Origin of the sequence: Corynebacterium sp. H128 (assembly GCF_037482625.1) — a bacterium.
In the GTDB taxonomy this organism is placed as follows: domain Bacteria; phylum Actinomycetota; class Actinomycetes; order Mycobacteriales; family Mycobacteriaceae; genus Corynebacterium.
Genome location: NZ_JBBHKW010000018.1, coordinates 1 through 24,764, shown reverse-complemented (window position 1 = coordinate 24,764; position 24,764 = coordinate 1). Strand labels below are relative to the sequence as shown.

Sequence of the window (24,764 nt, the reverse complement as noted above, 5' to 3'; positions counted from 1 at the left end):
ATTAAATGCTTACACAGACCCCTCCGGGCCTGCCGGCACCAACACACAACCAAAAAATCAAAAGATACAAAAAGTATCAAAATAAGTACTTGGCACACTATTGAGTTCTCAAACAACACACGCACACTCGACTCCGGTTAACAGCAGGTTAACCCTCGTTGAGCGACTCGGTTGACTGTAGTTGATCTTGACATGGAAGTCAAAATCCAGTCCGTCTAGCTGCTGAGCAGGTAACTTTTTGGTTACACTGTCGCGCTGACCTGGATTAATATACGCACGTTGAAATTGTTTAACAAATCGCCAGGTCAACTGTGATTTTTAGTGATAACACGCGAGTGGACCATCCGGACCATCGATAACTGTCACCGGTGTTTCGAAGATGCTGGACAACAGGTCATCTTGCATGATGTCCGTCGGGGTACCGAATTCCACCACGTGGCCATCTTTCGTGCAGCAAATGTAATCGGCGTATTTTGCAGCGAAGTTAATGTCGTGCAGGACTACCACCACGGTCTTGCCAAACTGCTGCGCGGCGTTTCGCAGGTGGCGCATCATCTGTACCGAATGCGCCATGTCGAGGTTGTTCAGTGGTTCGTCGAGAAGCACGTACTGCGTTTCCTGTGCCAAGACCATCGCCACGTAGGCACGCTGACGCTGCCCACCGGAGAGCTGGTCGAGGTAGCGCCCTTCTAACTCGGTGAGTCCGAGAAAGTCGATATAACGCGAAATGATTTGTTCATCCTCGCGCGTCAGGCGTCCATTGGAATGTGGAAAGCGGCCAAAACCAACCAGCTGCCGAACTGTGAGGCGCGTAATGAAGTGGTTTTCCTGCCGCAAGATGGAGACGATTTTGGCCAAATCCTTAGATTTTGTAGCGGCCACATCGTAAGAGCCAATCTCGATGGCACCGTCGTCAATGTCGAGCAGCCGCCCGATCATGGTGAGCAGCGTAGATTTGCCTGCGCCGTTTGGTCCCACCAGCGCCGTCACTCCCCCGGCGGGGATCTTAAGGGACACTGGACCAATGGTTACCGAGTCCGAATATTGTTTGCGGACATCTACCAGCTCAATCACAGTCGACCCTTTCGAAGCAAGACAAAGAGGAAAACGGAACCACCGACGAGCTCGATAATGATCGAGACCACGCCCTGGGCGTAGAAGATGTGGTTCATGATGAAGTACGCGGACGTTAGTACAAGGAACCCGGCCGCGATGGACATCGGCAACACCGCACGGTGGTCATAGGTTTCTGCTAGCTGATAAGCCAAAGTGGCCACGAGAAACCCGAGGAAGGTCATCGGCCCGACCAATGCAGTAGATACCGAAATCAAGATCGACACCATGCACAGAAAATAGATGCTGGCGTGCCTATGGTGGATACCCAGATTCTGGGCCAGCTCAGGCCCCAGCGCCACCACGTTGAGTGTCTTCGCCCGCACACAAATAGCCACCGTAGCAATCGCTACCAGGCCGATGGCAAGTGGCAGATATTCGGTCTTCGCATTGTTCACCGAGCCGAACATACGCGCTGTTAGTACATCAAACTCACTCGGACTCAGTAAGCGGCGCATGAACGCTGACAGGGATCCCAGGCCACCACCGATGATGATGCCCACGAGGAGCATCACTTGAATGTTGGCGTAGCGCCCAGTAAGCAGCCAACCGTAGAGTGCCATACTCAGTGCCATCATCAATAGGACCTGCAGAATGAACTGGCTAGTACCCGAGAATGCAACGAGGCCGGCAACTCCGAAGAAGAAGACAACGCCGGTTTGAATGACCATGTACAACGCTTCAAACCCCATGATCGACGGGGTAACGATGCGGTTATTCGTCACCGTCTGAAACGTCACAGTGGCAATAGCCTGCGCCACCGCCACAATGGCCATCACCACGATGGCGACGGCGCGACGCTCTGCGATCAGCCAAAACCCGGGTGAACCGACCGGCATCGGGTTCTTCCAGGCCAACAGTCCAAAGGCGAAGAGCGCGCACAGCACGATCATGCCGACGAGGATGGTCCAATAACGCTTGCGCAGTTTGGACGTCGCAAAGCTGCCGGAGGTGCGGTCCGTGGAGAACCCCAGGTAACTAGATTCCGACACCGGCTTTTCGACGGCGACGGCAATCGGCGGGGTACGACGAGTTTTGAAAAGTAGCGGAAGGTTAGCCATGACGCTGCTGCCTAATAATCAAAGTAATAAAGACGACGGCTCCGAGCACGCCGAGGACGAGGGAAACCGGGACTTCAAAAGGCGCGATGACGGTGCGCCCTACGAGGTCACAGACCGTTACGATGCCAATTCCGAGTACACACACCCACGGCAAGTTGGAGCGGAGGTCATCGCCGCGGAACATCGACACCACGTTCGGCACGATGAGTCCAACAAATGGCAGATTGCCGACGACAACGGTGACCACTCCAGTTGCCACCGATACCAAAGCTGTACCGATCAAAATCATGCGGTCGTAGTCAAGACCCACATTCTTGGCGATATCCTCGCCAAGTCCCGCAACCGTGAGCCGATCCGCGAAGTAAAACACCAACGCAACGACGACCGCGACTATCCAGAGCACTTCATATTGTCCCCGCAGCACGGCAGTGAATGACCCCGCAAACCAGGTGCCCAAGCTCTGCAGCAGATCTAATTCCAGCGCAATGAAGGTGGAAACTGAACTGACTACCGCCCCCAGCATGATGCCCACGATGGGAACGATCAGGGAAGATCGCAAAGTGACCCGTCGCAGGAAGGCGAAGAACACCATAGTTCCAACGAACGCGAAGACGATAGCGCAGGTCATTCGACCCAGCAGGCTCGATTCGGGAAGAAATACCATAGAAAAGACGAGTCCAAGACCGGCCCATTCGGTGGTTCCGGTAGTGGTGGGCTCCACGAAACGATTCTGCGTGAGCAGCTGCATGACCAACCCGCTCATCGCCATTGCGGCGCCCGCCAGAATCAACGCCAGGGTACGTGGGATTCGGGTGATCGCAAAGATCTCACCACCGTTTTCTCCCCCAAAGATGTCATAGGCCCCCACCAATAAGGAAAGAAACAGCAATAGCAGCACGCCGAGGATGCCGAGCAGCAATGGCCACTCCAGCAGCCGCCCACGAGTGGTCATCTCTCTGGTTGCTGTCACAGGACTGTCCTTTCCTTAAAATAGCGTCTTATCCCTTGAACGCCTTGGCGAGGGAGTTGAAGATCTCGATGTGGGTTTGAATGCCGTCATTGGTGTAGGTGTCGGCTGGCAAGAAGATGACCTTGCCGTTCTTCACCGCGTCCACGTTTTGCAGCACCTGATTCTCCTTCAGTACTGTTTCTGCTGGCTTGAAGTCGGGGCGCTGTGACTCTGACGTGCCGGCATCGCGGTCAAGTACGACGATCCAGTCTGGGTTTGACTGCGCAATTGCTTCTACAGAAACTTCATCTCCCTTGTGATTTCCGGAGCTGTTTTCGATCTCAAGAGCTGGAGTCCATCCGAATAGGTCAAACATCGGGCCAACAGTGCGCCCCTTGCTTGGTGCGATGTAGCCGAAGTTGCCACCGGAAACGTTCACCGCCATGACCTTGTCTCCTGGCTTGTAGGAATCCTTGACCGCCTTGACCGAGGCATCGAGGTCATCGTTCAGCTTCTTCGCTTCAGTTTCCTTGGCAAAGATCTTGCCCAACTCGGTAGTTTCGCGCTTCAGCTCTTCATCGATTGGTTTGTCAGGGCGGACGTTAAAGTTGAGGTACTTGGCGTCTGGGGCAAGCTTCTTCATCTCTTCTTCATGGTCGTTGAAGCGCTGACCTCCCAGGATGACGTCAGGCTGCGCAGCGACGAGGTTCTCCAGGTTCGGTTCGCGGTGAGAGCCGAGGTCGAGCGCCCTATCGTCGGTACGGTACGAAAGAGTCGTTGGAACGATTCCCTTTGACACTGCTTTGAGCTCTACGCCCCAATCCTGCAGCGTTTCAAAGGAGCGATTGACCACGGAAACTACTGATTTTGGTGGCGAAGGCACTTCCTGCGTGCCGTAGTTATCCGTAATGGCGACGGTCTTAGCAGACGCTTGGTCTTGGTCGGAGGAGGTGGCGGACCCACAGGCGGTCAGTGCCATTGCTGCAGCGGAAACGACGGCTGCTACACGAAAACGGGAAGACAACATTACTTCCTTCAACGAGATCACGGAGCGAAAGCTAGTCGCCCCTGGGAAACGGTAATTAGCTTAGCCTAAGCTGCAATTAGGTTAGCATTGCCTCGTCATGGGCAGGAAACCCGGTTGTGGACTTTTCCACAATGTTTCTATCTCCAGGGTACAAAAGGTGCCGCAAGGTGCGGTTTCTTTCCCAATTTCGCCTCAATTCCACCCGGCCACTTACAGTCACAGCCAATCAAAATCACCCCCAGGCTAGCCACTTGCAGCGTCCAGCGGGTTGCCACCAGATCGCTCCCACCAGCCCAGCTGAAAAGTGCACCTCCCGAAACGCTTCAGCCCCAAGGACATGCCTAAAACGAAGTAGAGGGTGCTTCGGATCTTGCCCGAAACACCCTCTACTTTGCGATCAGCTGCGCAAATACTACTTGCGGAAGAACTCCGCTGCAGACTCGAACAACTTCATGCCATACTCGCCCGGCACGTTCTTATACGTCGAAGCGGAGATGCGCTCAGCATGACCCATCTTGCCCAAAACTCGACCGTCCTCGGACATGATGCCCTCGAGCGCAAACAGCGCGCCGTTCGGGTTGACCGAGATGTCCATTAACGGTTCCCCGGCAGCATCGACATACTGCGTAATGGCAGCAGCCTTGAGACGCTTCCACTCGGACTCCCCGGCAGTGATGCGCCCCTCGCCGTGCGAAATTGGCACGTTGAAGACATCGCCCACATTGACCTTTGACAACCACGGAGAGTCGTTGTTGACCACGCGTACGCGAGAAATGCGCGACTGGTGGCGGCCGATGGTATTGAAGGTCAGGGTCGGAGTCTCGGCACCCGGTTCGGCGATAGCACCAAAAGGTACGAGCCCCAGCTTAATCAGGGCCTGGAAGCCGTTGCAGATGCCGAGGATGAGGCCACCACGGTCGTCGAGAAGCCCCTGCACGCCCGCAGTGAGCGCTGGGTTGCGCAGGAAGGAGGTCATGAACTTGGCAGAACCGTCCGGCTCATCACCACCAGAGAAACCGCCTGGTAGGAACAGCATCTGGGAGCGATCCAGCGCCGCAGCCATACGCTCAACAGACTCGGCAATATCCTCCGGGGTACGGTTGCGCACGACGAGGATCTCTGAGTCGATGCCCGCACGACGTAGTGCCCGCGCGGAGTCGTATTCACAGTTGGTACCTGGGAATACGGGGATCAGAGCCGTTGGCTTAGCTCCCCCGAAGGTTGCGGTAGAGGCAGGCTTGTCGACGGCACTGGCGCCCGCTAGTTCGGTGGTACCAGTTTGCTCCACAGCGGTCGGATAAACCGGCTCGAGTGTCCCTAAGTAAGCAGCCTCAGCGTCTTCGAAAGAGACGGTGGTACCGCGGAAAGTGAATCCACCGGTCGTGGTCTTACCGAGAACCTCGCCTGCAGTCGGCTCAACGCCGTCTGCCCATTCAAGGACGAAGGCGCCGTAGGCATAGTCGTAGAGTGGCGCATCCTCCGTGAAGGAGAAGCCGATAGCCTCGCCTAGCCCCATCTTGAGCACAGACTCGGCGGGACCGCCGAAGCCTGGTGTGTAAGCGGAAAGGACCTTGCCGGAGCGGAGGAGATCGTTAACCGTGCGGTAGTTAGCCAGGAGGGACTCGGGCGTCGGCAAGCCTGCCAAAGCTACGTCCGCTACTGAAGCAAGCTCAGGCGACAGCAGCGTTACGGTGTGGCCTGCATCCTTGAAGTGGTTCGGCACAACGTTGCGGGCGTCGTCATGGCTGACGGCAATGGAGATGACCGTCGGCGGAACGTGTAGTTCCTCGAAGGTACCGGACATGGAATCCTTGCCGCCGATTGCGGCCACACCTAGACCGAGCTGGGCCTTGATGGTGCCGAGCAGCGCGGCGGCGGGCTTACCCCAGGCTGCGGAAGAATCCATGCGCTCGAAGTATTCCTGGAAGGAAAGGTAGGTCTCGTCGATAGAAGCGCCCGTCGCGATCAGCTTGGAGACGGACTCAACAACTGCGAGGTAAGCGCCGTGATATGGGCTGGCCTCGGTCAGATAAGGGTTGTAGCCCCAAGACATGACGGAGCAGTTAGTAGTCTCCCCCAACGCTGGCAAGGTGTTGGCCATCGCCTGGATCGGAGTTGCCTGACGGCTGCCACCGAAAGGCATGAGTACTGTACCCGCACCAACGGTGGAGTCGAATCGCTCAGAAAGCCCTTGCTTGGAGGCGATATTCAGATCAGATGCCATGTCAAGGAAGGACTCTGCGAAGTCATTCTTGGTAGCCCATTCGCGGCCAGCCGCACGCCAATCGGCAGCAGGCGCAATCTCAGCGCTTACATGCTTATCGGCACCGTTGGTGTTGAGGAAGTCACGGGAAAGGTCAACGATGGTGTTGCCACGCCAGTTCATGCGCATGCGGCCAGAATCGGTGACCTCAGCGACGATGACTGCGGTGAGGTTTTCCTCGTTGGCCAGCTCGATGAGCTTTTCTGCGTCCTTAGCCTCAACCACGATGGCCATGCGCTCCTGTGACTCGGACAGCGCCAGCTCAGTGCCATCGAGCCCCTCGTACTTCTTCGGCACAGCGTCGAGGTTGATCTCGAGGGAATCAGCGAGTTCGCCAACAGCAACCGCTACACCGCCAGCACCGAAGTCGTTGCATCGTTTGATCAGCTTGGTGAATTCCGGATTACGGTAAAGGCGCTGCAACTTGCGCTCTTCTGGGGCATTACCCTTTTGTACTTCTGCGCCTGCGGTGGCCAAAGATTCAACGGTGTGTGATTTTGATGATCCAGTCGCTCCACCGATGCCATCGCGCCCGGTGGCTCCGCCGACCAGCACAACAATGTCACCAGCGACGGGTACCTCGCGACGCACGTTGGCTGCAGGTACACCGGCGACCACGGCGCCCATTTCCAGGTGCTTGGCTACATAACCTGGATGGTAGAGCTCGTCGACAAGCCCCGTTGCCAAGCCGATTTGATTGCCGTAAGAGGAGTTACCTGAAGCAGCCACCCGCGCGATAGTTTTCTGTGGCAGCTTGCCAGCGCGGGTAGAAGTTTCAAGCGGATCGCCAGAGCCAGAAATGCGCATCGCGCCGTAGACATAGCCGCGGCCAGAAAGCGGATCTCGAATCGCGCCACCGATACACGTTGCTGCGCCACCAAAAGGCTCGATCTCGGTCGGGTGGTTATGAGTCTCGTTCTTGAACAGCAACAGCCACGGCTCTTCTTTGCCGTCGACGGTGATGTTGACGTGGACGGTGCAGGCGTTGATTTCTTCGGAGACATCCAAAGCGTCGAGCTTACCCGTGGCACGCAGCACCTTTGCTGCGATCGTGCCCATGTCCATCAGAGTGACTGGCTTAGTGCGACCGATGGACTCACGTGCGGCCAAGTAGTCCTGGTAGGCGGCTTCAGCAGCCGGCTCGTTGAACGTGATGTTGTCCAATACCGTCTCGAACGTGGTGTGACGGCAGTGATCCGACCAGTAGGTGTCGATGACTTTGAGTTCAGTGATGGTCGGATCGCGATCCTCGGAAGCGAAATAGTTGCGGATGAGAGTCGCATCGTCAGCGTCCATTGCGAGGCCGTGGTCAGCAACGAAGGCAGGCAGGGCGTCGTCGGAAAGCGCGGTGAACCCGGTGAGCTTCTCGACGTCCGCAGGCTTGTCGACGGTCATCGAAAGCGTCTCCGGCAGCTCCAGATTCGCTTCTCGCGCTTCGACTGGATTGATGAGGTCAGTGCGCATTTTTTCGGGGATCGTCCCCTCCACCACGTAAAGCACCGCGGTACGGACCTGCGGGCGCTGCTTTTCAAAGAGGAACTGGATGCACTGCGCCGCGGAATCAGCACGCTGGTCAAACTGGCCTGGAAGTGGCTCAACTGCCAAGATCTGGCCGGTAACCCCGGCCTCCTCGAGCGTTGCATAGGCGTTGTCTACTTGAGGTTCGGAAAGTACGAGCTTGACGGCCTTTTCAAACTCCTCGTTCGTCGTACCTTCGACATCATAACGATTGAGCATGCGCACTTTGACGCCGTACTCCTTCGAGAGGGCCGCAGCATGCCCACCCTCGCGATTTTCCACGTACACACGCTGAACCATCGTGCCTCCAGTTTTTCCTTAGCTCCACTTGGACAGTAGTCTCCACCAGCGTATTGCTCGCCGGTGCCCGACACCAATTCTAGAGTGTAAGAGTTCCGTTCCAAGCAGCCACTCGCTTCAGAAATCCTGTCCTGTCGTTGCGCACTAGGAGACCTGGGGATATTGACAGCCGCCCGGCAATCGACGCACTTGTGCCGGCCTAACAGGTACTCCCGAGGGCGCTTAAAATGAAAACCCCCTTCAACCGTTGCGGTCAAAGGGGGTCATCGTGGAGCTGCCGAGAATTGAACTCGGGTCCTACGTCACCTCGCCAGGGCTTCTCCGTGCGCAGTTCGCGCAACATCTCTACTCGGCTCTCCGGCTCGGTCGAACACGTCCGGATGATGAGCCCAGTTAGCAGTAAAAGTCCCCATCCGCCCTGCCAACGCAGCGGACGAGCAAGTCCCTTAATCGGTGCCGGCTACCAGGTCAGGGACAGCCCTGGGCCGACAGACACGCTAGTCGCTTAGGCAGCGAGAGCGTAGTCGCGCTGAGTATTCTCGGCGCTTATCATTTTGCTACGACGCTTACGGTGGTCTCTAGCCTGCACCGGCACGCTTCCCCTGGCTCAATATACGCAGTCGAAACCAAAATCAGCCCCGCGTGCGCCCTCACCGGCGGGTTATGCATTCTCCGGGAGGATGATTCACTATAGCGCTTTCATTGGCTGTATGTCTAGCCCCAAAACAAGCGACAGCAACGCTAAGAACTCAGAGGTTGCACCACCCGCACGTGGCTCGGCCGTCACACCACCAACTCGCCACGCTTGCGCGCATCCAAGGCAGTGCTCAACACGATGACAACCCAAACCAGGTAGCAACACAATCCGAGGGAAATGAAGCCAATACCTAGCTTTTGTGAAAGATCAATAGCTTGCTCTTTCGGAAGCGCATCGAACAGCCGGTGCGCTACGGCAGAGTCGGGGGCATCACCAAAATCAGGAAGAATCGACATCCCCACGGTGGCGGTGATGGCACCCGACCACCAAGAAGGACCGAGCCAACGACTTTCCCGCTGTTCCTCCGGTATGAGGGCGGAAAACAGCAATAGCACCACATAAAACACGGCTGTAACAAATGCGCCAGCTAGGAGAAACAGGATGAACATCCAGCCAACCACGCCCCCGGCAACTCGCCCCACAACCACGACGAAGGGAACGAGGAAGATGGCAAGGCCGTTGGCCCAGAGGAAATAAGAGCGGGTCATGCAGCCGACCTTAGCGCACGCTTGACACTGCAGGCGCTTAAAAGCGACTACACGTTGATCCCCTTGATACGGCGCCCGAGCTCGCGGGTTACCTCACGCTCTTCAGTGCGCCGTTTAATGGACTGACGCTTGTCATAGTCTTGCTTGCCTTGAGCGAGGCCGAGTTCGACCTTCAATTTGCCGTCTTTGAAATATAAGGAAAGCGGCACCAGGGTCTTATTTCCATCGCGCACCTTGCCCATGAGGGAATCAATTTCCCGCCGGTGCAGCAACAATTTTCGGTTTCTACGCGGCGAGTGATTGGTCCAGGACCCCATCGAGTACTCCGGAATGTACAGGGCCCGCAGCCATACTTCTCCGTTGTCGATGGTGGCGAAGGCGTCGACAAGCGATGCTTTGCCCTCGCGCAGCGACTTCACCTCGGTGCCAACGAGCTGAATACCAGCTTCAAAGGTCTCGAGGATCGCATAGTCGTGCCGGGCCTTGCGGTTCGTCGCGATGACCGGGTTAGTTTTCGCCTTCTTCTTTTTCGCCATAACGAATAAGAGCCTACCGTCAGCGGTAGGCTCTTGGACAATTTATTTGCGGACGTACATTCGCAGCGTAGCCCACGCGGTGATTGCCGCGAAGAGCAAACCGATCACTGCAACTACTGGAATCACAACCCAAATGTCAGAGGTTGTCACTGGGGCGATCAGCTGCGCCTCGTACAAGCCCCTCAGAGCGCGGTCGAGGACGAATTCCTTGCCCAACAATAGGCCAACAACAGAGGCGCAAGCGCCTAGGAAGGTGGCAAATACCGCCTCCAACACGAATGGAGCCTGGGTGAACCAGCGGGATGCACCCACCATGCGCATGATCTGAATCTCTTCCCGACGACTGTATGCCGCGATTTGCACCATGTTGGCAATCAAGAAGATGGCCGCGATAGCTTGAATGGCCGCCAGCAAGAAGGTGGCGTTACGGATTGCGTTGAGGTTCTCTGTGGCTCCACGCAGATCATCTACTTGGTCAAGGACTCCATCCACCTGTGGCAGCTCTCGTACCGCGTCGATTGCTTGATTCTCCAGTGGATCCTTGAGTCGCACATGTAGTGCTGCAGGCAGAGCATCCGCGGAGGTCTCCTGGACAAGTACTGGATCGGTCTCCTCAAAGAGCTTCACAAACCGCTCGTAGGACTGTTCCCTATTGCGGAAGGTGACTGATTCGACTTCATCGTCGGCTTCGAGCTTGTCTTTAATCTCTTTGCACTCTTTGCTGGAGCAGTCTTTGTCACCTGCGGAGGTTTTCTCGTCCAGCTGAACGATGACTTCCACGCGGTCCAGGTAGATTTCCTTGGTGCGCTCTGTCATGCCCGTAACCAAGAAGCCGGTGGCCAGCAGCGCAAGGGAGATCGCGGTGGTGATGACCAGCGCGATGGTCATCGTGAAGTTGCGGCCGAGGCCTTGCATGGCCTCGCGGAATACTAGTCCAAGTCGCATGTTCTTAACGTCCCTCTCCGTAGACACCGTGGGCTTCATCGCGAACTAATTTGCCCATGTGCAGTTCGATCACACGACGGCGCATGTTGTTCACTGCTTGTGCGTTGTGTGTAGACATAATCACAGTGGTTCCCAACTTGTTGATCCGGTTGAGTAACACCATGATGTCCTGGGAGGTATCAGGGTCGAGGTTGCCGGTCGGCTCATCAGCAAGCAACACTAGCGGGCGATTGACAAAGGCGCGGGCGATAGCAACGCGTTGTTGCTCGCCTCCCGACAACTCGCTTGGCATGCGGTTGGCTTTAGCATCCAGCCCCACCATTTCGAGGGTTTCCATCACAGATTTCTCGATGGTCCGTTTCGGACGCCCGATTACCTCGAGGGCAAACGCCACGTTGTCATAAACGTTCTTTTTCTGCAGCAAACGGAAATCTTGGAATACGTAACCGATGTGCTGGCGTAGCTTATTGATTTGTCCGCCGCGCAGCTTATTGACGTGGAAGTCCGAAACATAAACGTCGCCTGAGGTCGGGGCTTCCTCCTTCAGCATCAGCTGCAAAAAGGTCGACTTTCCTGACCCGGAAGGTCCGATCAGGAAGACGAATTCCCCCTTCTCAATTTCCAGCGAGACATTATCCAGCGCCGGCCGAGTCGAGGTCTTGTAGGACTTTGTCACACGGTCGAATTTAATCACGACAGTAACAGTAGTTGACTTTAGTCCCGTTGGAAACTTCTGTGAGGGTTTTCGCAGCTTTTCGACGGCCATTCTTACGCTCCCCGGCGCGCAGGCACCCCAGTATGGCTGGCATTGCCGAATTTCTCATCCCGGAAGGTCGAAAACTGCTCTCAAATTTCCAGTGGAAGTGGGAAATTCGACGCAAACCCCAGCCCGGAGCTATTCCGTTTCAGATTGCTGCGCCATCCGCCAGCGGATTCCCGCCTCCAGGAAGCCGTCAATGTCACCATCAAGCACCTTCGATGGGTCATTGACTTCAAAGTTCATCCGCAGGTCCTTGACCATTTGGTACGGATGCAGCACGTAAGAACGCATCTGGTTACCCCAGGAAGCGTTGCCGCCTGCGCCAAGCGCATCCATTTCAGCCCGCTCCTCCTGGCGCTTACGCTCCAGCAGCTTGGCTTGCAGCACACGCATGGCGGAGGCCTTGTTCTGAATCTGAGATTTCTCGTTCTGGCAGGTAACTACAATGCCCGTCGGAATGTGGGTGAGTCGCACCGCGGAATCTGTGGTGTTAACTGACTGCCCGCCAGGGCCGGAGGAGCGGTAAACGTCCACACGCACTTCAGAATCCGGGATGTCAATAGAGTCGGTTTGCTCCACTACCGGGAGGACTTCTACCTCAGCAAAGGAGGTTTGGCGGCGCCCCTGGTTATCAAAGGGCGAGATTCGCACCAGTCGGTGTGCGCCCTGCTCAACGGACAGCGTGCCGTACATGTACTCACCATGCACCACGAATGTCGCAGACTTGATGCCAGCTTCTTCCGCGTAAGAGATGTCATAGACATCTACCTTGTGATCGTTCTTCTCCGCCCACCGGACGTACATCCGCATGAGCATCTCCGCCCAGTCCGCCGCATCAACGCCACCAGCACCGGAACGAATACTGATCACGGCCTCACGGGAATCATATTCGCCCGAGAGCATTGTCTTTACTTCCAGGGAATCGATTTCAGCGCGGAGTGCGGCGATCTCGTCGTCGACAAGCTCAATGCTCTCCCCTTCGGCTTCCGTGAGCTCGTACATGACGGGAACATCTTCCAGACGCTGCCGCAAAGACTGCACCTTGCGCAGTGATGCCTGCACGGCCGAAAGCTCGGAAGTCACCTGCTGCGCATTGTCGGGGTCATCCCACAGTGAAGGATCAGATGCTTTCTGCTCGAGCTCGCGCACGCGATCGACCATCTCTGCCGGATCCATGACCTTTTCAATACTGGTGAGGGTGGAATCCAAGCTGGCAAGTTCTGTAGCAATCTCCGGGCGCATAGTCCACCACTTTACTGCAGGCGATCCGAACGTCGAGAACGGGCCAACCGCCGCTCAGAGAGGTTTAACATCAACACGGAAAGTATGAGCACCACCACTGCCGCCAGACAGCCCGCTGACATGATTACCGTCAACAGTGCTCCCATCCCCTCATCCCCGGGCCCCTCTTCCCAAATACCGTAAACACTAAGGAAGCTCATGGCCTCGGACCACCACAAAATCACCAGTTCGGAGTGGCGGGGCTTCAACAAGCAACCTCCAATAGCGAAAGCTGACAGCCCGAGGATCCACGGCATGTTGTATTCCCAGTTTCCCCATTGGCCAATTTCAGCGAAGGCAATCGCTAGTCCAGCTGCAACAGCTCCCAGCGCCAGGCTTGCCAGGACAAGGAGAATGTTCCGCCATGCACTGGGACGTGGCTCTTCCAGGGCCTGCAGAACTGCCACCAATCCGGCGATCACCAAGGACACCAAAAGCCCAAGTCCTAACATCCGGCACCTCCTGTCTTCTTTCCACCACAATTGCCAGGCAAACTCACTGCACGTTTGGCAGCACTTGCCTCGAGCACTGCACGTGCTCCGAGCAGCAATACAACACCTGTTGCCCCGCAGATGAACATCACGATCCCTACCCCGGATTGACCGGTCTCATCCCAATGGATTAACCATATCGATTCTGCGCAAATGAAACCGCAGAAAGTGAACCAAAAGGCCAGTGCAACACCGGAATAGCGGTGCTTAGCATTACGGGCAAGGAACACAAAGAACACCATGCTCAATAGCGGCGATAACAAAGATGACACGTCGCCGCGGAATCCGAATACATTCGGCAGCAATCCGATGAGGACGCTAATCACGCCCAGTATTAAACCGAGGAAGATCAAAACAAAAGAACCTAGCGGCTTCGGGCTCGGAGCGGCCTTGGCATCGAGCCATCGCAGCAGCACGATAGCGACGGACACCACGAGTGCCGATGGCCAACCGACGTAGCCCACGAACTGCAAAGCTGACCACGCTTGATCCAAATCCATAACATCACCTTTTCAAACGCCCAGTTTTCCCCATTGTGCACCAAGAACAGGCAGAATAGGAGCCATGACTGTTCCCCCTACGCCTTCCACACCTCAAAACCTCAACGACATGATCGATGCCCTGACCAAGACTTTCGTCATCGCGCACGATCAAGACACTGACGAACACCTCGCGCAAGCATTAGTCTTCAATGCCGGCCGCCTTGCTTGGCGGATGCGCGAAACTGGTGTGTCCTCCGAGCAAAAAACCAACTTCTCTGATGTCGTCACTGAGGCGGACAAGGCCGCGGAACGATTCGTAGCCGGTGCATTGGAGGCGTTGCGCCCCGAAGACGGCATTCTTGGCGAAGAAGGAGCCGCCCGCGAGACAAAGTCCGGCCGCACCTGGGTAATTGATCCCGTTGACGGCACGTTTAATTTCGTCTCGGGCTCTGACTACTGGTGCTCGGCACTCGCCCTGGTCGCTGGCGATCCAGAAGACCCCGAGAAGCTGCATTTCGGTGCAGTTCACCGCCCTGCGATGGGATACACCTGGTTTGGAGGCCCGGAAATTCCGACAAGCAGGGACGGCAAAGACGTCGATAAGCTCGCCGACCGCCCGCTGCATCAAGCCGCTTTGGGCACCTATCTACACCCCAACTACCTGCAACAGGATGCGGTACGCGACGCATGGCTCAACGTTGCCCAGCGCGCTGCGAGCCTGCGCATGCTTGGCGCCGGCTCAGTAGATCTTGGCGGCGTTTCAGATGGCACCCTGCATCTTTGGATGCAGCACTCCGTGAAGTCTTGGGATTGGCTCCCCGGACGGGCTTTAGTCGAGGGCGCTGGTGGGAAAGCGCTGAAAGTCGAAGGCGGGGGCGTCACCTGGTGCCTAGCTGGAAATCCAGAATCCGTGAGCGAAGCACTCGCACTGTTCTAAGCTGGAAACATGTATGTAGAAGATCTCGCTCTTGCCATCGAGCTGGCTGACATCGCCGATCGCATCACCCTCGACCGCTTCGAGGCCTCCGATCTACGAGTCGATTCCAAGCCAGATCTCACCCCGGTGTCCGACGCCGATCTCGCAGTCGAAGAGGCACTGCGCGAGCGGCTGGCGGCAGACCGTCCCGCAGACAGCATTATCGGTGAGGAATTCGGCGGCGACGCAACCTTCGCAGGGCGACAGTGGGTTATCGATCCAATCGACGGCACTAAGAACTTCGTCCGTGGTGTTCCCGTCTACGCCACACTCATCGCGCTGCTTGTCGACGGCCGTCCAGTCGTCGGCGTCGTCTCCGCCCCCGCATTGTGCCGGCGGTGGTGGGCTTCAGAAGGTTCTGGCGCTTGGAAAACCTTCAACGGCGGCTCGCCGAAGAAGCTATCCGTATCTGGTGTGAATTCGCTGGCTGATGCCTCGGTCTCCTTCTCTTCCCTAGCGGGGTGGCGCGATCGAGAACTGCGCGAACAATTTGTTTCCTTAAGTGATGACACCTGGCGCCTCCGCGGATTCGGCGATTTCTTCTCCTATTGCCTCGTTGCAGAAGGTGCAGTGGACATTGCCGCCGAACCAGAGGTGAGCCTGTGGGATCTAGCTCCGCTGGCAGTACTCGTCACCGAGGCGGGTGGCCGCTTTACTTCACTCTCGGGAGCCGAAGGCCCACACGGTGGAGATGCTGTCGCAACAAACGGACGCCTACACGATGAAGTACTCCGGCGCCTTTCCTGATTAACGCGCGAAAATGGCCGCCAGCCCTGTCTACCAGGTTGGCGGCCATCAGCTACTGCGCTAAGCGAGCTGGAATCCAGCGCCTACCCCGCCTTGGGCATCCAGGTCTGCCAGGATGGCATCGATCGAAGACGAAACAGTTGGCATGTGCAGCGGCCCTTGCCATGGCGTTGAACAGGTGCCCGCAGGAACTACGGGGTTACCACCCGAGATAACTCCGATGAGGCGATCCCCCATAAACATTGGGGCTCCGGAGTCGCCCTGCATGGCGCACACCTGCGCGTTGTAGGCATCCCACGCGATACCGCAGGTGTATCCGGTAGCAACGCCCTTCTTGCACAGCTGCTGGCCGAGCGCCGCCTGGCCGCCGACGGCGTTGATGGTGACGCCAGAGTAGGAGCGAGTCAGCTCTGCTCTGTCGTTGAACTGGACGAGGGCATAGTCCAGCTCTGGAGAAACCTGCACGATGTTGCCGGCCGCGCCTACTTGTGGCGCATCGGCGGAGAATACTTCGTCCCCTGGATTTCCACAGTGTCCTGCGGTGATACCGACCTTATTTCCGTGTTGGTCATAGCCCGCAACAGCTAAGGTGCACATCTTGTTTGAGCCAACAAAAATGGGAGTGGACGGACCAAATAGTGCCTTACCTGTTGCTTGAACGTCGCGGGATTCACCTGGAATGTCCGGGGCGTTGAACCAGCTGCCTGGTACGCGGTGTAATACCGGGCCGAGGTGTTGAGCCATAATTTGAGCTTCGGGGTCGTTGCGCCAATGATAGTTAGGGCCATCGACAAGCCCCTCGAAGGTGGCTGGCGCAGGTTCTACGGCCGCCGCCGGTTGCGCTCCGAGCACTAACGTCAGCGCCGCCGCTGAACTACCTAGAAATGTGCGGACACGACGGGAGAAGTGCATAAGACTCACTGTGCTTTCAATCGACAACAGGTGCACGGTTCACAATACAGAAAATGTTAAAGAAGTGACACATGTGGTTTCGGGGCTTTTTCATTACCACGCCATAGTGGCATGCCACTGTCGACACCGCGGCTTCTCACCCCCGAACGTGCAAAGGCCGCCGAGGATCCCTGAAGTTCCTCGGCAGCCTACTTTAAACGCTTACTCGATCTCCACCAATGCTTGACCACCCTGCACGGGGTCGCCCGGGGAGACGTGAATTTGGGTCACAGTACCCGCGTTCGGAGCAGTAATCTCAGTTTCCATCTTCATGGCCTCGAGCACGAGCAGTACTTGGCCAGCTTCAATGGCCTCGCCTTCCTCGACAAGAACCTTGAAGACCGAACCAGCCAACGGAGCAACAACGGCATTGAGCGAGGTGCCCGACACCTTTGCATTTGATGGCTCAAGATTCTTTGCGGCGCTACCAAACACAATCGAGCCCAGCTGACGCTGTTCTTCCTCTACCTCGACATCGACACTGTAGGCGATACCGTTTACGGTCACTTTGAGTTTCATGATTTTCCTTTAAACACCTATCAGAAGTGCGGTTTACGAGTCTGGACAGCCTGACGGCCCTGCGCAGCCCACGTCCGGTGTCGGGAGAACTTGACTGCCTTAACCCGACCTCGGTTACCCAGGTAGGCAGACACCGCAGCACTGATGGCCATCAGGACATCTTCTGGGATCTCCACATCGGAACGCAGCTTGAGCTCTGCAAGTTCTGATTCCATGGAATCGAGGCGCGCAGTGAGTTTTTCTACAAGCTCCTGCAGCTCTTTGTTTGAAAGTTCGCTCATTGGATTCATCCCCTATGTTGGCCCAAGGCCGTGCTTCTTGGCGGGTCGGAAGACTCGCTTGTTTGCGAGCACTTCCAGCGCCATCGCGATCTCAGAACGAGTGTCAGCTGGGTCAATGATGTCATCCACGAGGCCGCGAGAGGCAGCCATAAACGGTGTGGAGAACGTATCTTTGTAGAGCTGTATCAGTTCTTCGCGCTTTGCATCTGAGTCCTCAGCAGCCTCAATTTCCTTGCGGAAGACTACATTGACGGCTCCATCGGCGCCCATCACTGCGATCTCAGCAGTCGGCCATGCGAAAACTCGATCGGCCCCAAGATCCTTCGAGCACATCGCCAAGTGCGCGCCACCATAGGACTTACGCATGACCACGGTGATCTTTGGAACGGTGGCAGAAGAGTATGCGTACAGCATCTTCGCGCCGTGGCGAATGATTCCGCCATGTTCTTGGGCCACACCTGGCATGAACCCAGGGACGTCGACAAACGTGACGAGCGGAATGTTGAAGGCGTTGCAGAAGCGAATGAACTTCGAGGCCTTGTCGGAGGAATCGATGTCCAATACACCCGACATGACGTTCGGCTGATTGGCGACGATACCCACGGTGCGTCCGACAACGCGACCGAAACCAACAACAATGTTCGGCGCGAAACCAGCTTGCGACTCAAGGAAATCACCACGGTCAACAATGCGTGTGATCACCTCGCGTACGTCATAGCCTTTCTTGCCTTCCACTGGGACGATGCCACGCAAGGTCTCATCTGGTTCAACGAGCAGGTCGGGATCGACCACTGGTGGCTCTTCAGTGTTGTTCTGTGGCAGGAAGCTGAGCAGCTTCTGCGCAATCAGAATTGCCTGCTCATCATTGTCAGCAATGAAGTCAATATTTCCGGCCTTAGCCATGTGGGCATCAGGGCCGCCCAGCTGCTCGGCAGTAACTACCTCACCGGTAACGGATTTGATAACGCCAGGGCCGGTGATGAACATGTTGGCGTTGCGGGTCTGAATGATGAAGTCCGTCAAAGCTGGCGAATAAGCAGCACCGCCTGCACAAGGGCCAGCAATAATAGACACCTGAGGCACAAGGCCGGAGAGTAGGACGTTCTGGTAAAACACCTTGCCGTAGCCAGAGAGAGAATCAATACCCTCCTGGACGCGCGCTCCGCCGGAATCATTGATGAATACGAACGGAGTACCCGTTGTCGCGGAGGCTTCCATCATGGCAGCGACTTTGTTGGACTGAGTTTCACCAGCCGAGCCGCCCATCACCGTGAAGTCCTGGGAGGCGACGTGGACAGGCCGTCCGAACACGGCGCCTACGCCAGTGACGACGCCATCAGCCGGGGCCTCGGCCTTGTCCATGCCGAATTCGGTGGTGCGGTGCTTGGCAAACATTCCGGTTTCCCGGAAAGTGTCATCATCAATGAGCAAGTTGATGCGCTCGCGGGCAGTCAGCTTGCCCCGCTCATGTTGCTTTTCTAGTTTGGATTCGCCGCCACCGAGGGCGACAATTTTCCGGGCCTCTTCGAGTTTGTCGAGGCGCTCCTGCATGGAAGGTTCTTGAATAGTCATTTAGGTTTTTCCTTCTTACGCTGGCTCGACCTTGACGGTCTGGCTGCGGCCACCCACGGTGACCTTGTACTGGATCGGCTCACGGACGGCATTTGCTTCGCCCGAGGCCTGTGCCTTTTCCTTTTCGATCTGCTCAGCCGTCTTGCCAACATTCTTTGGCCCGTCTGGGCGCGACTTGAAGAATCCTGGCGCGACCCCTGGGAACAGCGCGTTAGTCAAGACATCCTCGTCGGTGCCATCAAAGCCCTCGAGCGCAGCCGCCTCAGCGGAAAGCTTGTCCCATTCCGGAGCCAGCAGATCTGCTGGCCGGACGGTGATTGCCTCCTTCTTGGTCTGCTCCTGAGCATGCTTGATGAGCTCAGGGTTGCGCTCGCCGATGCACTCGCCGTAGTAGCCGAGCATCAGGTCAGCGAACTCTGCAGTCATGACCTTGTAGCGACCCATGAGGACGTTAAACACGGCCTGAGTACCCACAATTTGCGAGGACGGAGTTACCAGCGGTGGGTAGCCAGCATCCTTGCGGACGACCGGAACCTCGCGCATCACTTCGTCGATACGATCGCCTGCTCCCTGGGCACGCAGCTGAGACTCCATGTTGGAGAGCATTCCGCCCGGGATCTGAGAGAGGAAGATGTTCGTATCCACCAAAGTCTTAGACTCGAACTCCTTGTACTTAGGGCGAATGCCCTTGAAGTGGTCACGAATCTTGATCAGGCGATCCATGTCTAGGCCCGTGTCATACTCGGTGCCCTCGAGCATTTCTACGAAGGATTCGGTCGGATTGTGGCCAGGCCCCAGGGACATCGATGAAATTGCAGTATCGACGACGTCAGCCCCCGCCTCAATGGCTTTCATCAGGGTCACCAGCGTGACACCAGTGGTGGAGTGGCAGTGGACGTTGATCTGAGTATCTTCGCCATACGTATCCTTGATGCCCTTGACGATGTCGTAGGCAGGCTGTGGCTTGAGTAGCGCGGCCATATCTTTCAGGGCGATGGACTGCGCGCCCATGTCCAATAGGCGACCAGCCTGCTCGATGTACCCCTCCACAGTGTGTAAAGGAGAAACCGTGTAGCAAATGGTTCCCTGTGCGTGCTTGCCTACCTTTGTCACTGCGTTCATGGCACGTTCAAGATTGCGCGGGTCATTGAGGGCGTCGAAGACGCGGAAGACATCCATGCCGTTTTCGGCGGACTTCTCCACGAATTTATCTACGACCATGTCCTCGTAGTGACGGTAGCCGAGCAGGTTCTGGCCACGCAGGAGCATCTGCAGGCGTGAATTGGGCATCAACTTCCGGAAGGTGCGCAAGCGCTCCCACGGGTCTTCGTTCAAGAAGCGGATGCAGGAGTCGAAGGTCGCTCCGCCCCAGCACTCGACAGACCAAAAGCCTGCCTGATCAACTTCTTCGCAGATTCCAACCATGTCTTCCATGGCCATTCGAGTAGCCATGAGGCTCTGGTGGGCATCGCGTAGGGCAACTTCGGTGACACCAATTGTTTTTGGACTCATGAGTTCTAGGGTAGGCCAACTCAAAGTGGTGCGCAGAGGTCCGACCACTCCTGCACAGGTCAGAAGGGCTTTGTTGAGAGTTGTTACCAAGGTGAGCTGCCACTTTGTGACTTACCCTCATGGTGGGAGTCACAGTGACATTTACCATAATTGACTGGAATTGTGTGAAATTCCCCAATTGGATGTAGCTTTATGCCCGATCCTGTGGTTTTACGAGTTTGAGCAGCACCGGCCCACGCACTCCAGCAGCACCACTGCAGCCCGTGGATTGACCACAAGAACCACACCCCGAAGCAGAACAGGAAGAGAGGGTTTCTCGCACTAATCCCCCACTACGCTCTAGGTTCTCCATGACCAGCTCCACAGTTCCGGCGCCGAGTCCGCTTCGCCGAGAGATTTCCTCTCGGGAAGCACAACCGGCCAGAATTGCGTTTCGCACCAACTCAGTCGGGGTCACAAGAACACCTTGAGAATTTGGAATGCCAACACCGCCAGCGCCCACGAGCCGAACAACTGCACTGCAAAACCGAACAACGTCCACTTGGTACCAATTTCTCTACGCTGCGCAGCGATGGTGGCCACACACGGCGTATACGCCAACATAAAGATCATGAAAGCCCACACAGCAGCCAGGGAATGCCCACCGGAAGACTGTTCAAAGTCGGCTCGGATCTGCTGCGACAACTCGCTCTCTGCTTGCTCCGCTGGAGCAGCATCGGTGACATCTTCAACCGAGTAGACCTGCGACCAAGTGGAAATGACAGCTTCTTTGGCAACGAACCCAGTGATCAGCGGACCCGTAAGGCTCCACGAGCCGAAGCCAGCAGGCTGGAACACTGGAGCGACTACTTCGGAAACGACTCCATATGCGGAATCCTGCGGTGGTACGTCCTCGCCCAGTGTGTGTCCACCCCGCACGGGGATAGCCATCATGAGCCAAACGATGATCACTGTGGTGACGATAATGCCGCCAGCGGTCTGCAAGAAGCCCTTGAGCCGGAGCCAAGTCACCGAGCTAGCCATACGAACAGTAGGAAGCTGATACGTGGGCAGATCAATGACAAGCGGCTCGCTTGGCATCGCCCGCCACAGCGTAGCCCGCAGCGCCAAGCCGGTGAGAACGATCAACCCGATGGAGAGCAAGTACATGCTGAAGACCGCGGTGCCAGCGTGCTCTGGGAAAAAGACCGTAGCCAGCATGAGGAACACGATCAACCGCGCTGAACAGGAGGTAAACGGAATGAGGAGTGCAGTCAGGATGCGATGCCGCGGGCTGCCCAATACACGTGTTGCGGAAATCGCCGGCACGTTACAACCAAAACCAACGACGATCGGGATGAACGCCTTACCTGGCAAACCGATTGAGCGCATGACCCGATCGGTGACAACCGCCGCACGAGCCATGTATCCGGAATCCTCCAGCACTGCCAAGCACAAGAACATGAGCGCGAGCAACGGGGCGAAGGTGAGGACCATACCGACGCCGCCGATAAGGCCGTCGATAAGCAGGCCTACCAGCAACGGATTATCCCAGCCCATTGCCGTTAGTGCGTTTTCAACCATCCCGCCAAACCAGCCGGTGATCAAAGTCTCCAGGCCGCTCTGCAACGGCGCTGCGACCACGGTTGTGATCTTAAAGACCGCCCACATCACACCCAAGAAGAGAATTGGGCCGAAGAATGGGTGCAGTGCAAATTGGTCGATACGCTGCGTCAAGGTGTCCCGGGGGTCCCCCTCCACTACGGCTGCCTTCACCGCGGCGTCGAGATCAGCAAAACGCTTATCGACGTCAGCAATCTTTCGGATCCGCAACTTCGGCCGTCCCAGCTGCGCTAACACCACGCTTTCCAGTTCTTTCAAACCCGTGAATTTGCGACCGTTGACGGCCACAGCAGGAATGCCTGTGGCTTCACCCAATTTGTCCACATCAACTTGGATGCCCTGAGCTTCAGCGACATCTAACTTGGTAACAGCAAGAACGACGCGATAAGGGTGCTCGGAGATCTGCATCGCAAGGTTGAGTCCACGCGCTGGTGCGGTGGCATCAACTAACACCACTGCCAAGTCGGGCTGTTCCGATTCAGGCCGCTCGATGAGCATCTCGCGGGTTAGTTCCTCGTCGGGACTCAGCGGATCAAGCGAATAGGTGCCAGGAAAATCGATGAGGTCGAGCGGCTGGCTATTTTCCGCTTTCCATACGCCACGACTCACCTCGACAGTGGTGCCCGGCCAGTTGCCGGTCTTGACCTTTGCGCCCGTCAAGGCATTGAATACAGTGGACTTTCCCGAGTTGGGAGCGCCTACTAGCGCGACGATCGGCGACCCCTTTGGGGCGACAACAGTGGCAGCGGCCGAATGGCAACTCGGTGCACTTGCAATGGCGTTCACAGCTGAACATCCAGTTGACGAAGGGTCTCTCGATCAAAAGCGTAGCGAGCTGTACCCACCGTCACGATACGTCCGCCACCAGATACTCGTTGGCCAAGCTTTACCCTCCCGCCTGGACGTATGCCCAATTCACGCAAACGCATTGCGAGGGGCGGGTTGTCAGCTGTCGCTCGTTCAAGACAACAATCCGGCAGGCTTGCCAAGCAACCAATAGGTGCTTGGTCTGCGGAAATACAATCTTTACGAACACAGGTGGTGTCAGCAGAACGCTTGAACATATTTTTGCCTTTGCAACTGAAACTGCAGGCAGGCCCCTTAGGTCCGCCTACCCAAATCTTGGTAAGCCTTACCTTAACATCTTTGAGACGAGTTGTTCAATTGGCTATAGACACTTACAAGCTATCCTTATTTGTAGCCCTGACGTGCAATAGGCGTTCAAAAATAGGCCTCGAGAAGCCCCCTAAAGCTACTGGGATCAGCCAGCTCAGGATTGAGCTTCCGTCCACCGTTTCAGGTCCACCAAGTATTGCAGTGCCGCCTCTGCCTCCCACCTCTCCGGAGTTGAATCCGTGGCCGGATCGTCGATATGACCAGCCAACTCCCGAGCCGTTTCCGCAGAATTCAAGTTGAGTTTTGCAGCCCACGTCGCCTGAGCGACATAAGGAAGATCCCACTCATCCCACCCATCGCCAAGGTTGCTTGACAGTGTTTCTAGCAGCTTGGACCCCACCGCTAAGTCTTCCTTCGTACGCTTTCCAGCAGCAAAAGCATCGATAAAGTCAAAATCAAACACCAGCTCACCGTCTTCATCATGATTCATCGGATCATCCACCAGGGATTCAAACTCCGCCATCGACCGCGCCCGCAGTTCCGAATGTTCACCATTCGTCACAGCAACATATCCCCGCAACGGCCCATCACCGAAGACAACGATGCAGCTATCGCCATGAGCAACCCCCACAGCCGCAGGAGCGCTGCCCGCCGACATCAAATCGTCCAACACATCCCCAAAAGCACTATTGCCCGGTTCAGCAAAGATCTCGATCTCTTCTCGTCCCACCTCCACTCCCTTAGCTAATTTCCAGCACGACGAACGCCTTACATGCCCGAAATCACGATGCCCTAAGTCGACAAATTGCAGGGCCAACATACAGGAATCCACGCCAATGCCTGCCGCAAATAAGTCTGACTACTTACCATGTTAAATCCGATTACTCCGCTCGCAATGTGAGAATTGCCAAGTGCCAAGGTTCCACATGGCGTTACCACAGGAAGCAAATACTGGCGGCGTCGAGAAGTGCGCTTTGAGCCAATCATGCAGCTCCTGCGCGCCAAAAGCGCGCAAATCCCCTGCCACCTATCAAAACGCTCTCCCCCTACTTTATTAGGTTAGGCTATGCTAACCTAGCGCTATGACTGTTAGTGCGCCAAGTGTCGTAGAAGCTGCTAATACCGCATCAGAGCCCTCCTCTCAGGCCAACGCGAAGCTCAAAGCTCGGCAGCGAGCCGGGCAAGAGGCGATCCGTCGCCTCCAACACCCAATTCGAGGCAAGCTGGTTGTAGCGCAGTTACTGGCGGTGCTGAGCGATGCATTGGCTGTGGCACCGTATGTGGCGCTGGTGGCGATCGGCAATGAACTATTCGAGGCAGAAAGCACACACCGTTCCCTAAACACAGATCGGATAGACACGTCGATCCTGTGGTTAGTTACGGCTTTCTGTGTGGTTTTGAGCGCTCGATGGCGTTGTTCTGAGACCGATATTTGGCGCAGAGTTCTAGCGTCGGGCAGCTGCGCGCCGCGGGCTGAGGCGGCGGTACTGGGTAACGGACTCCACGGGCGGCAGCAG

23 protein-coding genes, 1 other RNA gene and 1 pseudogene are annotated in these 24,764 nt (G+C 56.5%); 3 read left to right on the top strand and 22 right to left on the bottom strand.

All coding sequences use genetic code 11. From position 1 onward, the window contains the following. Positions 1-318: 318 nt before the first annotated feature. From WG915_RS11500 to WG915_RS11440, 13 genes are all read right to left on the bottom strand, one after another. Positions 319-1,074 (bottom strand): iron ABC transporter ATP-binding protein, encoded by a 756-nt coding sequence (locus WG915_RS11500; protein ID WP_339565522.1) that lies wholly within the window; start codon positions 1,072-1,074, stop codon positions 319-321. Beyond that, the gene (locus WG915_RS11495; protein WP_339565521.1) at positions 1,071-2,174 is read right to left on the bottom strand and encodes an iron chelate uptake ABC transporter family permease subunit; all 1,104 of its coding nucleotides are present in this window, start codon (positions 2,172-2,174) and stop codon (positions 1,071-1,073) included. The genes WG915_RS11500 and WG915_RS11495 overlap by 4 nt, the downstream gene beginning before the upstream one ends. Next, the gene (locus tag WG915_RS11490; protein ID WP_339565525.1) at positions 2,167-3,126 is read right to left on the bottom strand and encodes an ABC transporter permease; all 960 of its coding nucleotides are present in this window, start codon (positions 3,124-3,126) and stop codon (positions 2,167-2,169) included. Before WG915_RS11490 ends, WG915_RS11495 begins: the two co-directional genes overlap by 8 nt. Positions 3,127-3,172: 46 nt before the next feature. Next, the gene (locus WG915_RS11485) at positions 3,173-4,150 is read right to left on the bottom strand and encodes a siderophore ABC transporter substrate-binding protein (RefSeq protein ID WP_339565524.1); all 978 of its coding nucleotides are present in this window, start codon (positions 4,148-4,150) and stop codon (positions 3,173-3,175) included. Between the two features lie 412 nt (positions 4,151-4,562). After that, positions 4,563-8,231 carry a phosphoribosylformylglycinamidine synthase gene (locus WG915_RS11480; protein ID WP_339565520.1) on the bottom strand — a complete coding sequence of 1,223 codons (3,669 nt, stop codon included), beginning with the start codon at positions 8,229-8,231 and terminating at the stop codon, positions 4,563-4,565. 266 nt (positions 8,232-8,497) lie between these two features. After that, positions 8,498-8,871: a transfer-messenger RNA gene (gene ssrA / locus WG915_RS11475) on the bottom strand. A 143-nt stretch (positions 8,872-9,014) separates the two neighbouring features. Then, positions 9,015-9,476 (bottom strand): hypothetical protein, encoded by a 462-nt coding sequence (locus WG915_RS11470; protein ID WP_339565519.1) that lies wholly within the window; start codon positions 9,474-9,476, stop codon positions 9,015-9,017. Between the two features lie 47 nt (positions 9,477-9,523). Further along, complete coding sequence (gene smpB, locus WG915_RS11465) at positions 9,524-10,012, bottom strand: SsrA-binding protein SmpB (RefSeq protein ID WP_339565518.1); 489 nt, start codon at positions 10,010-10,012, stop codon at positions 9,524-9,526. A 42-nt stretch (positions 10,013-10,054) separates the two neighbouring features. After that, on the bottom strand, positions 10,055-10,957 hold the full coding sequence (ftsX, locus tag WG915_RS11460) for a permease-like cell division protein FtsX (RefSeq protein ID WP_339565517.1): 903 nt from the start codon (positions 10,955-10,957) through the stop codon (positions 10,055-10,057). A gap of 4 nt (positions 10,958-10,961) precedes the next feature. Continuing rightward, the gene (gene ftsE / locus WG915_RS11455; protein ID WP_339565516.1) at positions 10,962-11,651 is read right to left on the bottom strand and encodes a cell division ATP-binding protein FtsE; all 690 of its coding nucleotides are present in this window, start codon (positions 11,649-11,651) and stop codon (positions 10,962-10,964) included. 201 nt (positions 11,652-11,852) lie between these two features. Continuing rightward, positions 11,853-12,959 (bottom strand): peptide chain release factor 2, encoded by a 1,107-nt coding sequence (gene prfB, locus WG915_RS11450; protein ID WP_339565515.1) that lies wholly within the window; start codon positions 12,957-12,959, stop codon positions 11,853-11,855. Positions 12,960-12,970: 11 nt separating this feature from the next. After that, the gene (locus WG915_RS11445; RefSeq protein WP_339565514.1) at positions 12,971-13,450 is read right to left on the bottom strand and encodes a hypothetical protein; all 480 of its coding nucleotides are present in this window, start codon (positions 13,448-13,450) and stop codon (positions 12,971-12,973) included. After that, positions 13,444-13,989, bottom strand: coding sequence for a hypothetical protein (locus tag WG915_RS11440; protein ID WP_339565513.1), 546 nt, complete (start codon positions 13,987-13,989; stop codon positions 13,444-13,446). Before WG915_RS11440 ends, WG915_RS11445 begins: the two co-directional genes overlap by 7 nt. 64 nt (positions 13,990-14,053) lie before the next feature. Between WG915_RS11440 and WG915_RS11435 the strand changes: the two genes are divergently transcribed. Next, positions 14,054-14,908 (top strand): inositol monophosphatase family protein, encoded by an 855-nt coding sequence (locus WG915_RS11435; protein WP_339565512.1) that lies wholly within the window; start codon positions 14,054-14,056, stop codon positions 14,906-14,908. A 9-nt stretch (positions 14,909-14,917) separates the two neighbouring features. Continuing rightward, positions 14,918-15,694, top strand: a complete 777-nt coding sequence (hisN, locus tag WG915_RS11430) for a histidinol-phosphatase (protein ID WP_339565511.1) — start codon at positions 14,918-14,920, stop codon at positions 15,692-15,694. 60 nt (positions 15,695-15,754) lie between these two features. On the opposite strand, the gene WG915_RS11425 is transcribed toward hisN, so the two are convergent. From WG915_RS11425 to WG915_RS11385, 9 genes are all read right to left on the bottom strand, one after another. Then, positions 15,755-16,606, bottom strand: a complete 852-nt coding sequence (locus tag WG915_RS11425; RefSeq protein WP_339565510.1) for a S1 family peptidase — start codon at positions 16,604-16,606, stop codon at positions 15,755-15,757. Positions 16,607-16,807: 201 nt separating this feature from the next. Next, positions 16,808-17,164: a biotin/lipoyl-containing protein gene (locus tag WG915_RS11420; RefSeq protein ID WP_339565509.1), complete on the bottom strand. Its 357-nt coding sequence runs from the start codon at positions 17,162-17,164 to the stop codon at positions 16,808-16,810. Between the two features lie 20 nt (positions 17,165-17,184). After that, positions 17,185-17,445, bottom strand: coding sequence for a hypothetical protein (locus tag WG915_RS11415; RefSeq protein ID WP_339565508.1), 261 nt, complete (start codon positions 17,443-17,445; stop codon positions 17,185-17,187). Between the two features lie 12 nt (positions 17,446-17,457). Next, positions 17,458-19,017 (bottom strand): acyl-CoA carboxylase subunit beta, encoded by a 1,560-nt coding sequence (locus WG915_RS11410; protein WP_339565507.1) that lies wholly within the window; start codon positions 19,015-19,017, stop codon positions 17,458-17,460. A 15-nt stretch (positions 19,018-19,032) separates the two neighbouring features. Beyond that, on the bottom strand, positions 19,033-20,529 hold the full coding sequence (locus WG915_RS11405; protein WP_339565506.1) for a methylmalonyl-CoA carboxytransferase subunit 5S: 1,497 nt from the start codon (positions 20,527-20,529) through the stop codon (positions 19,033-19,035). Positions 20,530-20,719: 190 nt separating this feature from the next. Beyond that, the gene (locus tag WG915_RS11400) at positions 20,720-20,986 is read right to left on the bottom strand and encodes a FeoC-like transcriptional regulator (RefSeq protein ID WP_339565505.1); all 267 of its coding nucleotides are present in this window, start codon (positions 20,984-20,986) and stop codon (positions 20,720-20,722) included. Further along, positions 20,983-22,917, bottom strand: a complete 1,935-nt coding sequence (gene feoB, locus WG915_RS11395; protein ID WP_339565504.1) for a ferrous iron transport protein B — start codon at positions 22,915-22,917, stop codon at positions 20,983-20,985. The genes WG915_RS11400 and feoB overlap by 4 nt, the downstream gene beginning before the upstream one ends. Beyond that, a complete protein-coding gene (locus WG915_RS11390) occupies positions 22,914-23,060 on the bottom strand; it encodes a FeoA domain-containing protein (RefSeq protein WP_339565523.1) in 147 nt (48 codons plus the stop codon). Before WG915_RS11390 ends, feoB begins: the two co-directional genes overlap by 4 nt. Before the next feature lie 341 nt (positions 23,061-23,401). Then, positions 23,402-23,977, bottom strand: coding sequence for a hypothetical protein (locus WG915_RS11385; protein ID WP_339565503.1), 576 nt, complete (start codon positions 23,975-23,977; stop codon positions 23,402-23,404). 352 nt (positions 23,978-24,329) lie between these two features. Here WG915_RS11385 and WG915_RS11380 point away from each other — a divergent pair. Continuing rightward, positions 24,330-24,764, top strand: a pseudogene (locus tag WG915_RS11380) (hypothetical protein); the annotation flags it as partial.

What these genes read in the sequence shown, in the direction of transcription:
- WG915_RS11495 (WP_339565521.1), bottom strand. Translation starts at nt 2,174, where the DNA reads ATGGCTAACCTTCCGCTACTTTTCAAAACTCGTCGTACCCCGCCGATT.
- WG915_RS11490 (WP_339565525.1), bottom strand. Translation starts at nt 3,126, where the DNA reads ATGACCACTCGTGGGCGGCTGCTGGAGTGGCCATTGCTGCTCGGCATC.
- WG915_RS11485 (WP_339565524.1), bottom strand. Translation starts at nt 4,150, where the DNA reads ATGTTGTCTTCCCGTTTTCGTGTAGCAGCCGTCGTTTCCGCTGCAGCA.
- WG915_RS11480 (WP_339565520.1), bottom strand. Translation starts at nt 8,231, where the DNA reads ATGGTTCAGCGTGTGTACGTGGAAAATCGCGAGGGTGGGCATGCTGCG.
- WG915_RS11470 (WP_339565519.1), bottom strand. Translation starts at nt 9,476, where the DNA reads ATGACCCGCTCTTATTTCCTCTGGGCCAACGGCCTTGCCATCTTCCTC.
- smpB (WP_339565518.1), bottom strand. Translation starts at nt 10,012, where the DNA reads ATGGCGAAAAAGAAGAAGGCGAAAACTAACCCGGTCATCGCGACGAAC.
- ftsX (WP_339565517.1), bottom strand. Translation starts at nt 10,957, where the DNA reads ATGCGACTTGGACTAGTATTCCGCGAGGCCATGCAAGGCCTCGGCCGC.
- prfB (WP_339565515.1), bottom strand. Translation starts at nt 12,959, where the DNA reads ATGCGCCCGGAGATTGCTACAGAACTTGCCAGCTTGGATTCCACCCTC.
- WG915_RS11445 (WP_339565514.1), bottom strand. Translation starts at nt 13,450, where the DNA reads ATGTTAGGACTTGGGCTTTTGGTGTCCTTGGTGATCGCCGGATTGGTG.
- WG915_RS11440 (WP_339565513.1), bottom strand. Translation starts at nt 13,989, where the DNA reads ATGGATTTGGATCAAGCGTGGTCAGCTTTGCAGTTCGTGGGCTACGTC.
- WG915_RS11435 (WP_339565512.1), top strand. Translation starts at nt 14,054, where the DNA reads ATGACTGTTCCCCCTACGCCTTCCACACCTCAAAACCTCAACGACATG.
- hisN (WP_339565511.1), top strand. Translation starts at nt 14,918, where the DNA reads ATGTATGTAGAAGATCTCGCTCTTGCCATCGAGCTGGCTGACATCGCC.
- WG915_RS11425 (WP_339565510.1), bottom strand. Translation starts at nt 16,606, where the DNA reads ATGCACTTCTCCCGTCGTGTCCGCACATTTCTAGGTAGTTCAGCGGCG.
- WG915_RS11420 (WP_339565509.1), bottom strand. Translation starts at nt 17,164, where the DNA reads ATGAAACTCAAAGTGACCGTAAACGGTATCGCCTACAGTGTCGATGTC.
- WG915_RS11415 (WP_339565508.1), bottom strand. Translation starts at nt 17,445, where the DNA reads ATGAGCGAACTTTCAAACAAAGAGCTGCAGGAGCTTGTAGAAAAACTC.
- WG915_RS11410 (WP_339565507.1), bottom strand. Translation starts at nt 19,017, where the DNA reads ATGACTATTCAAGAACCTTCCATGCAGGAGCGCCTCGACAAACTCGAA.
- WG915_RS11405 (WP_339565506.1), bottom strand. Translation starts at nt 20,529, where the DNA reads ATGAGTCCAAAAACAATTGGTGTCACCGAAGTTGCCCTACGCGATGCC.
- WG915_RS11390 (WP_339565523.1), bottom strand. Translation starts at nt 23,060, where the DNA reads ATGCGTTTGCGTGAATTGGGCATACGTCCAGGCGGGAGGGTAAAGCTT.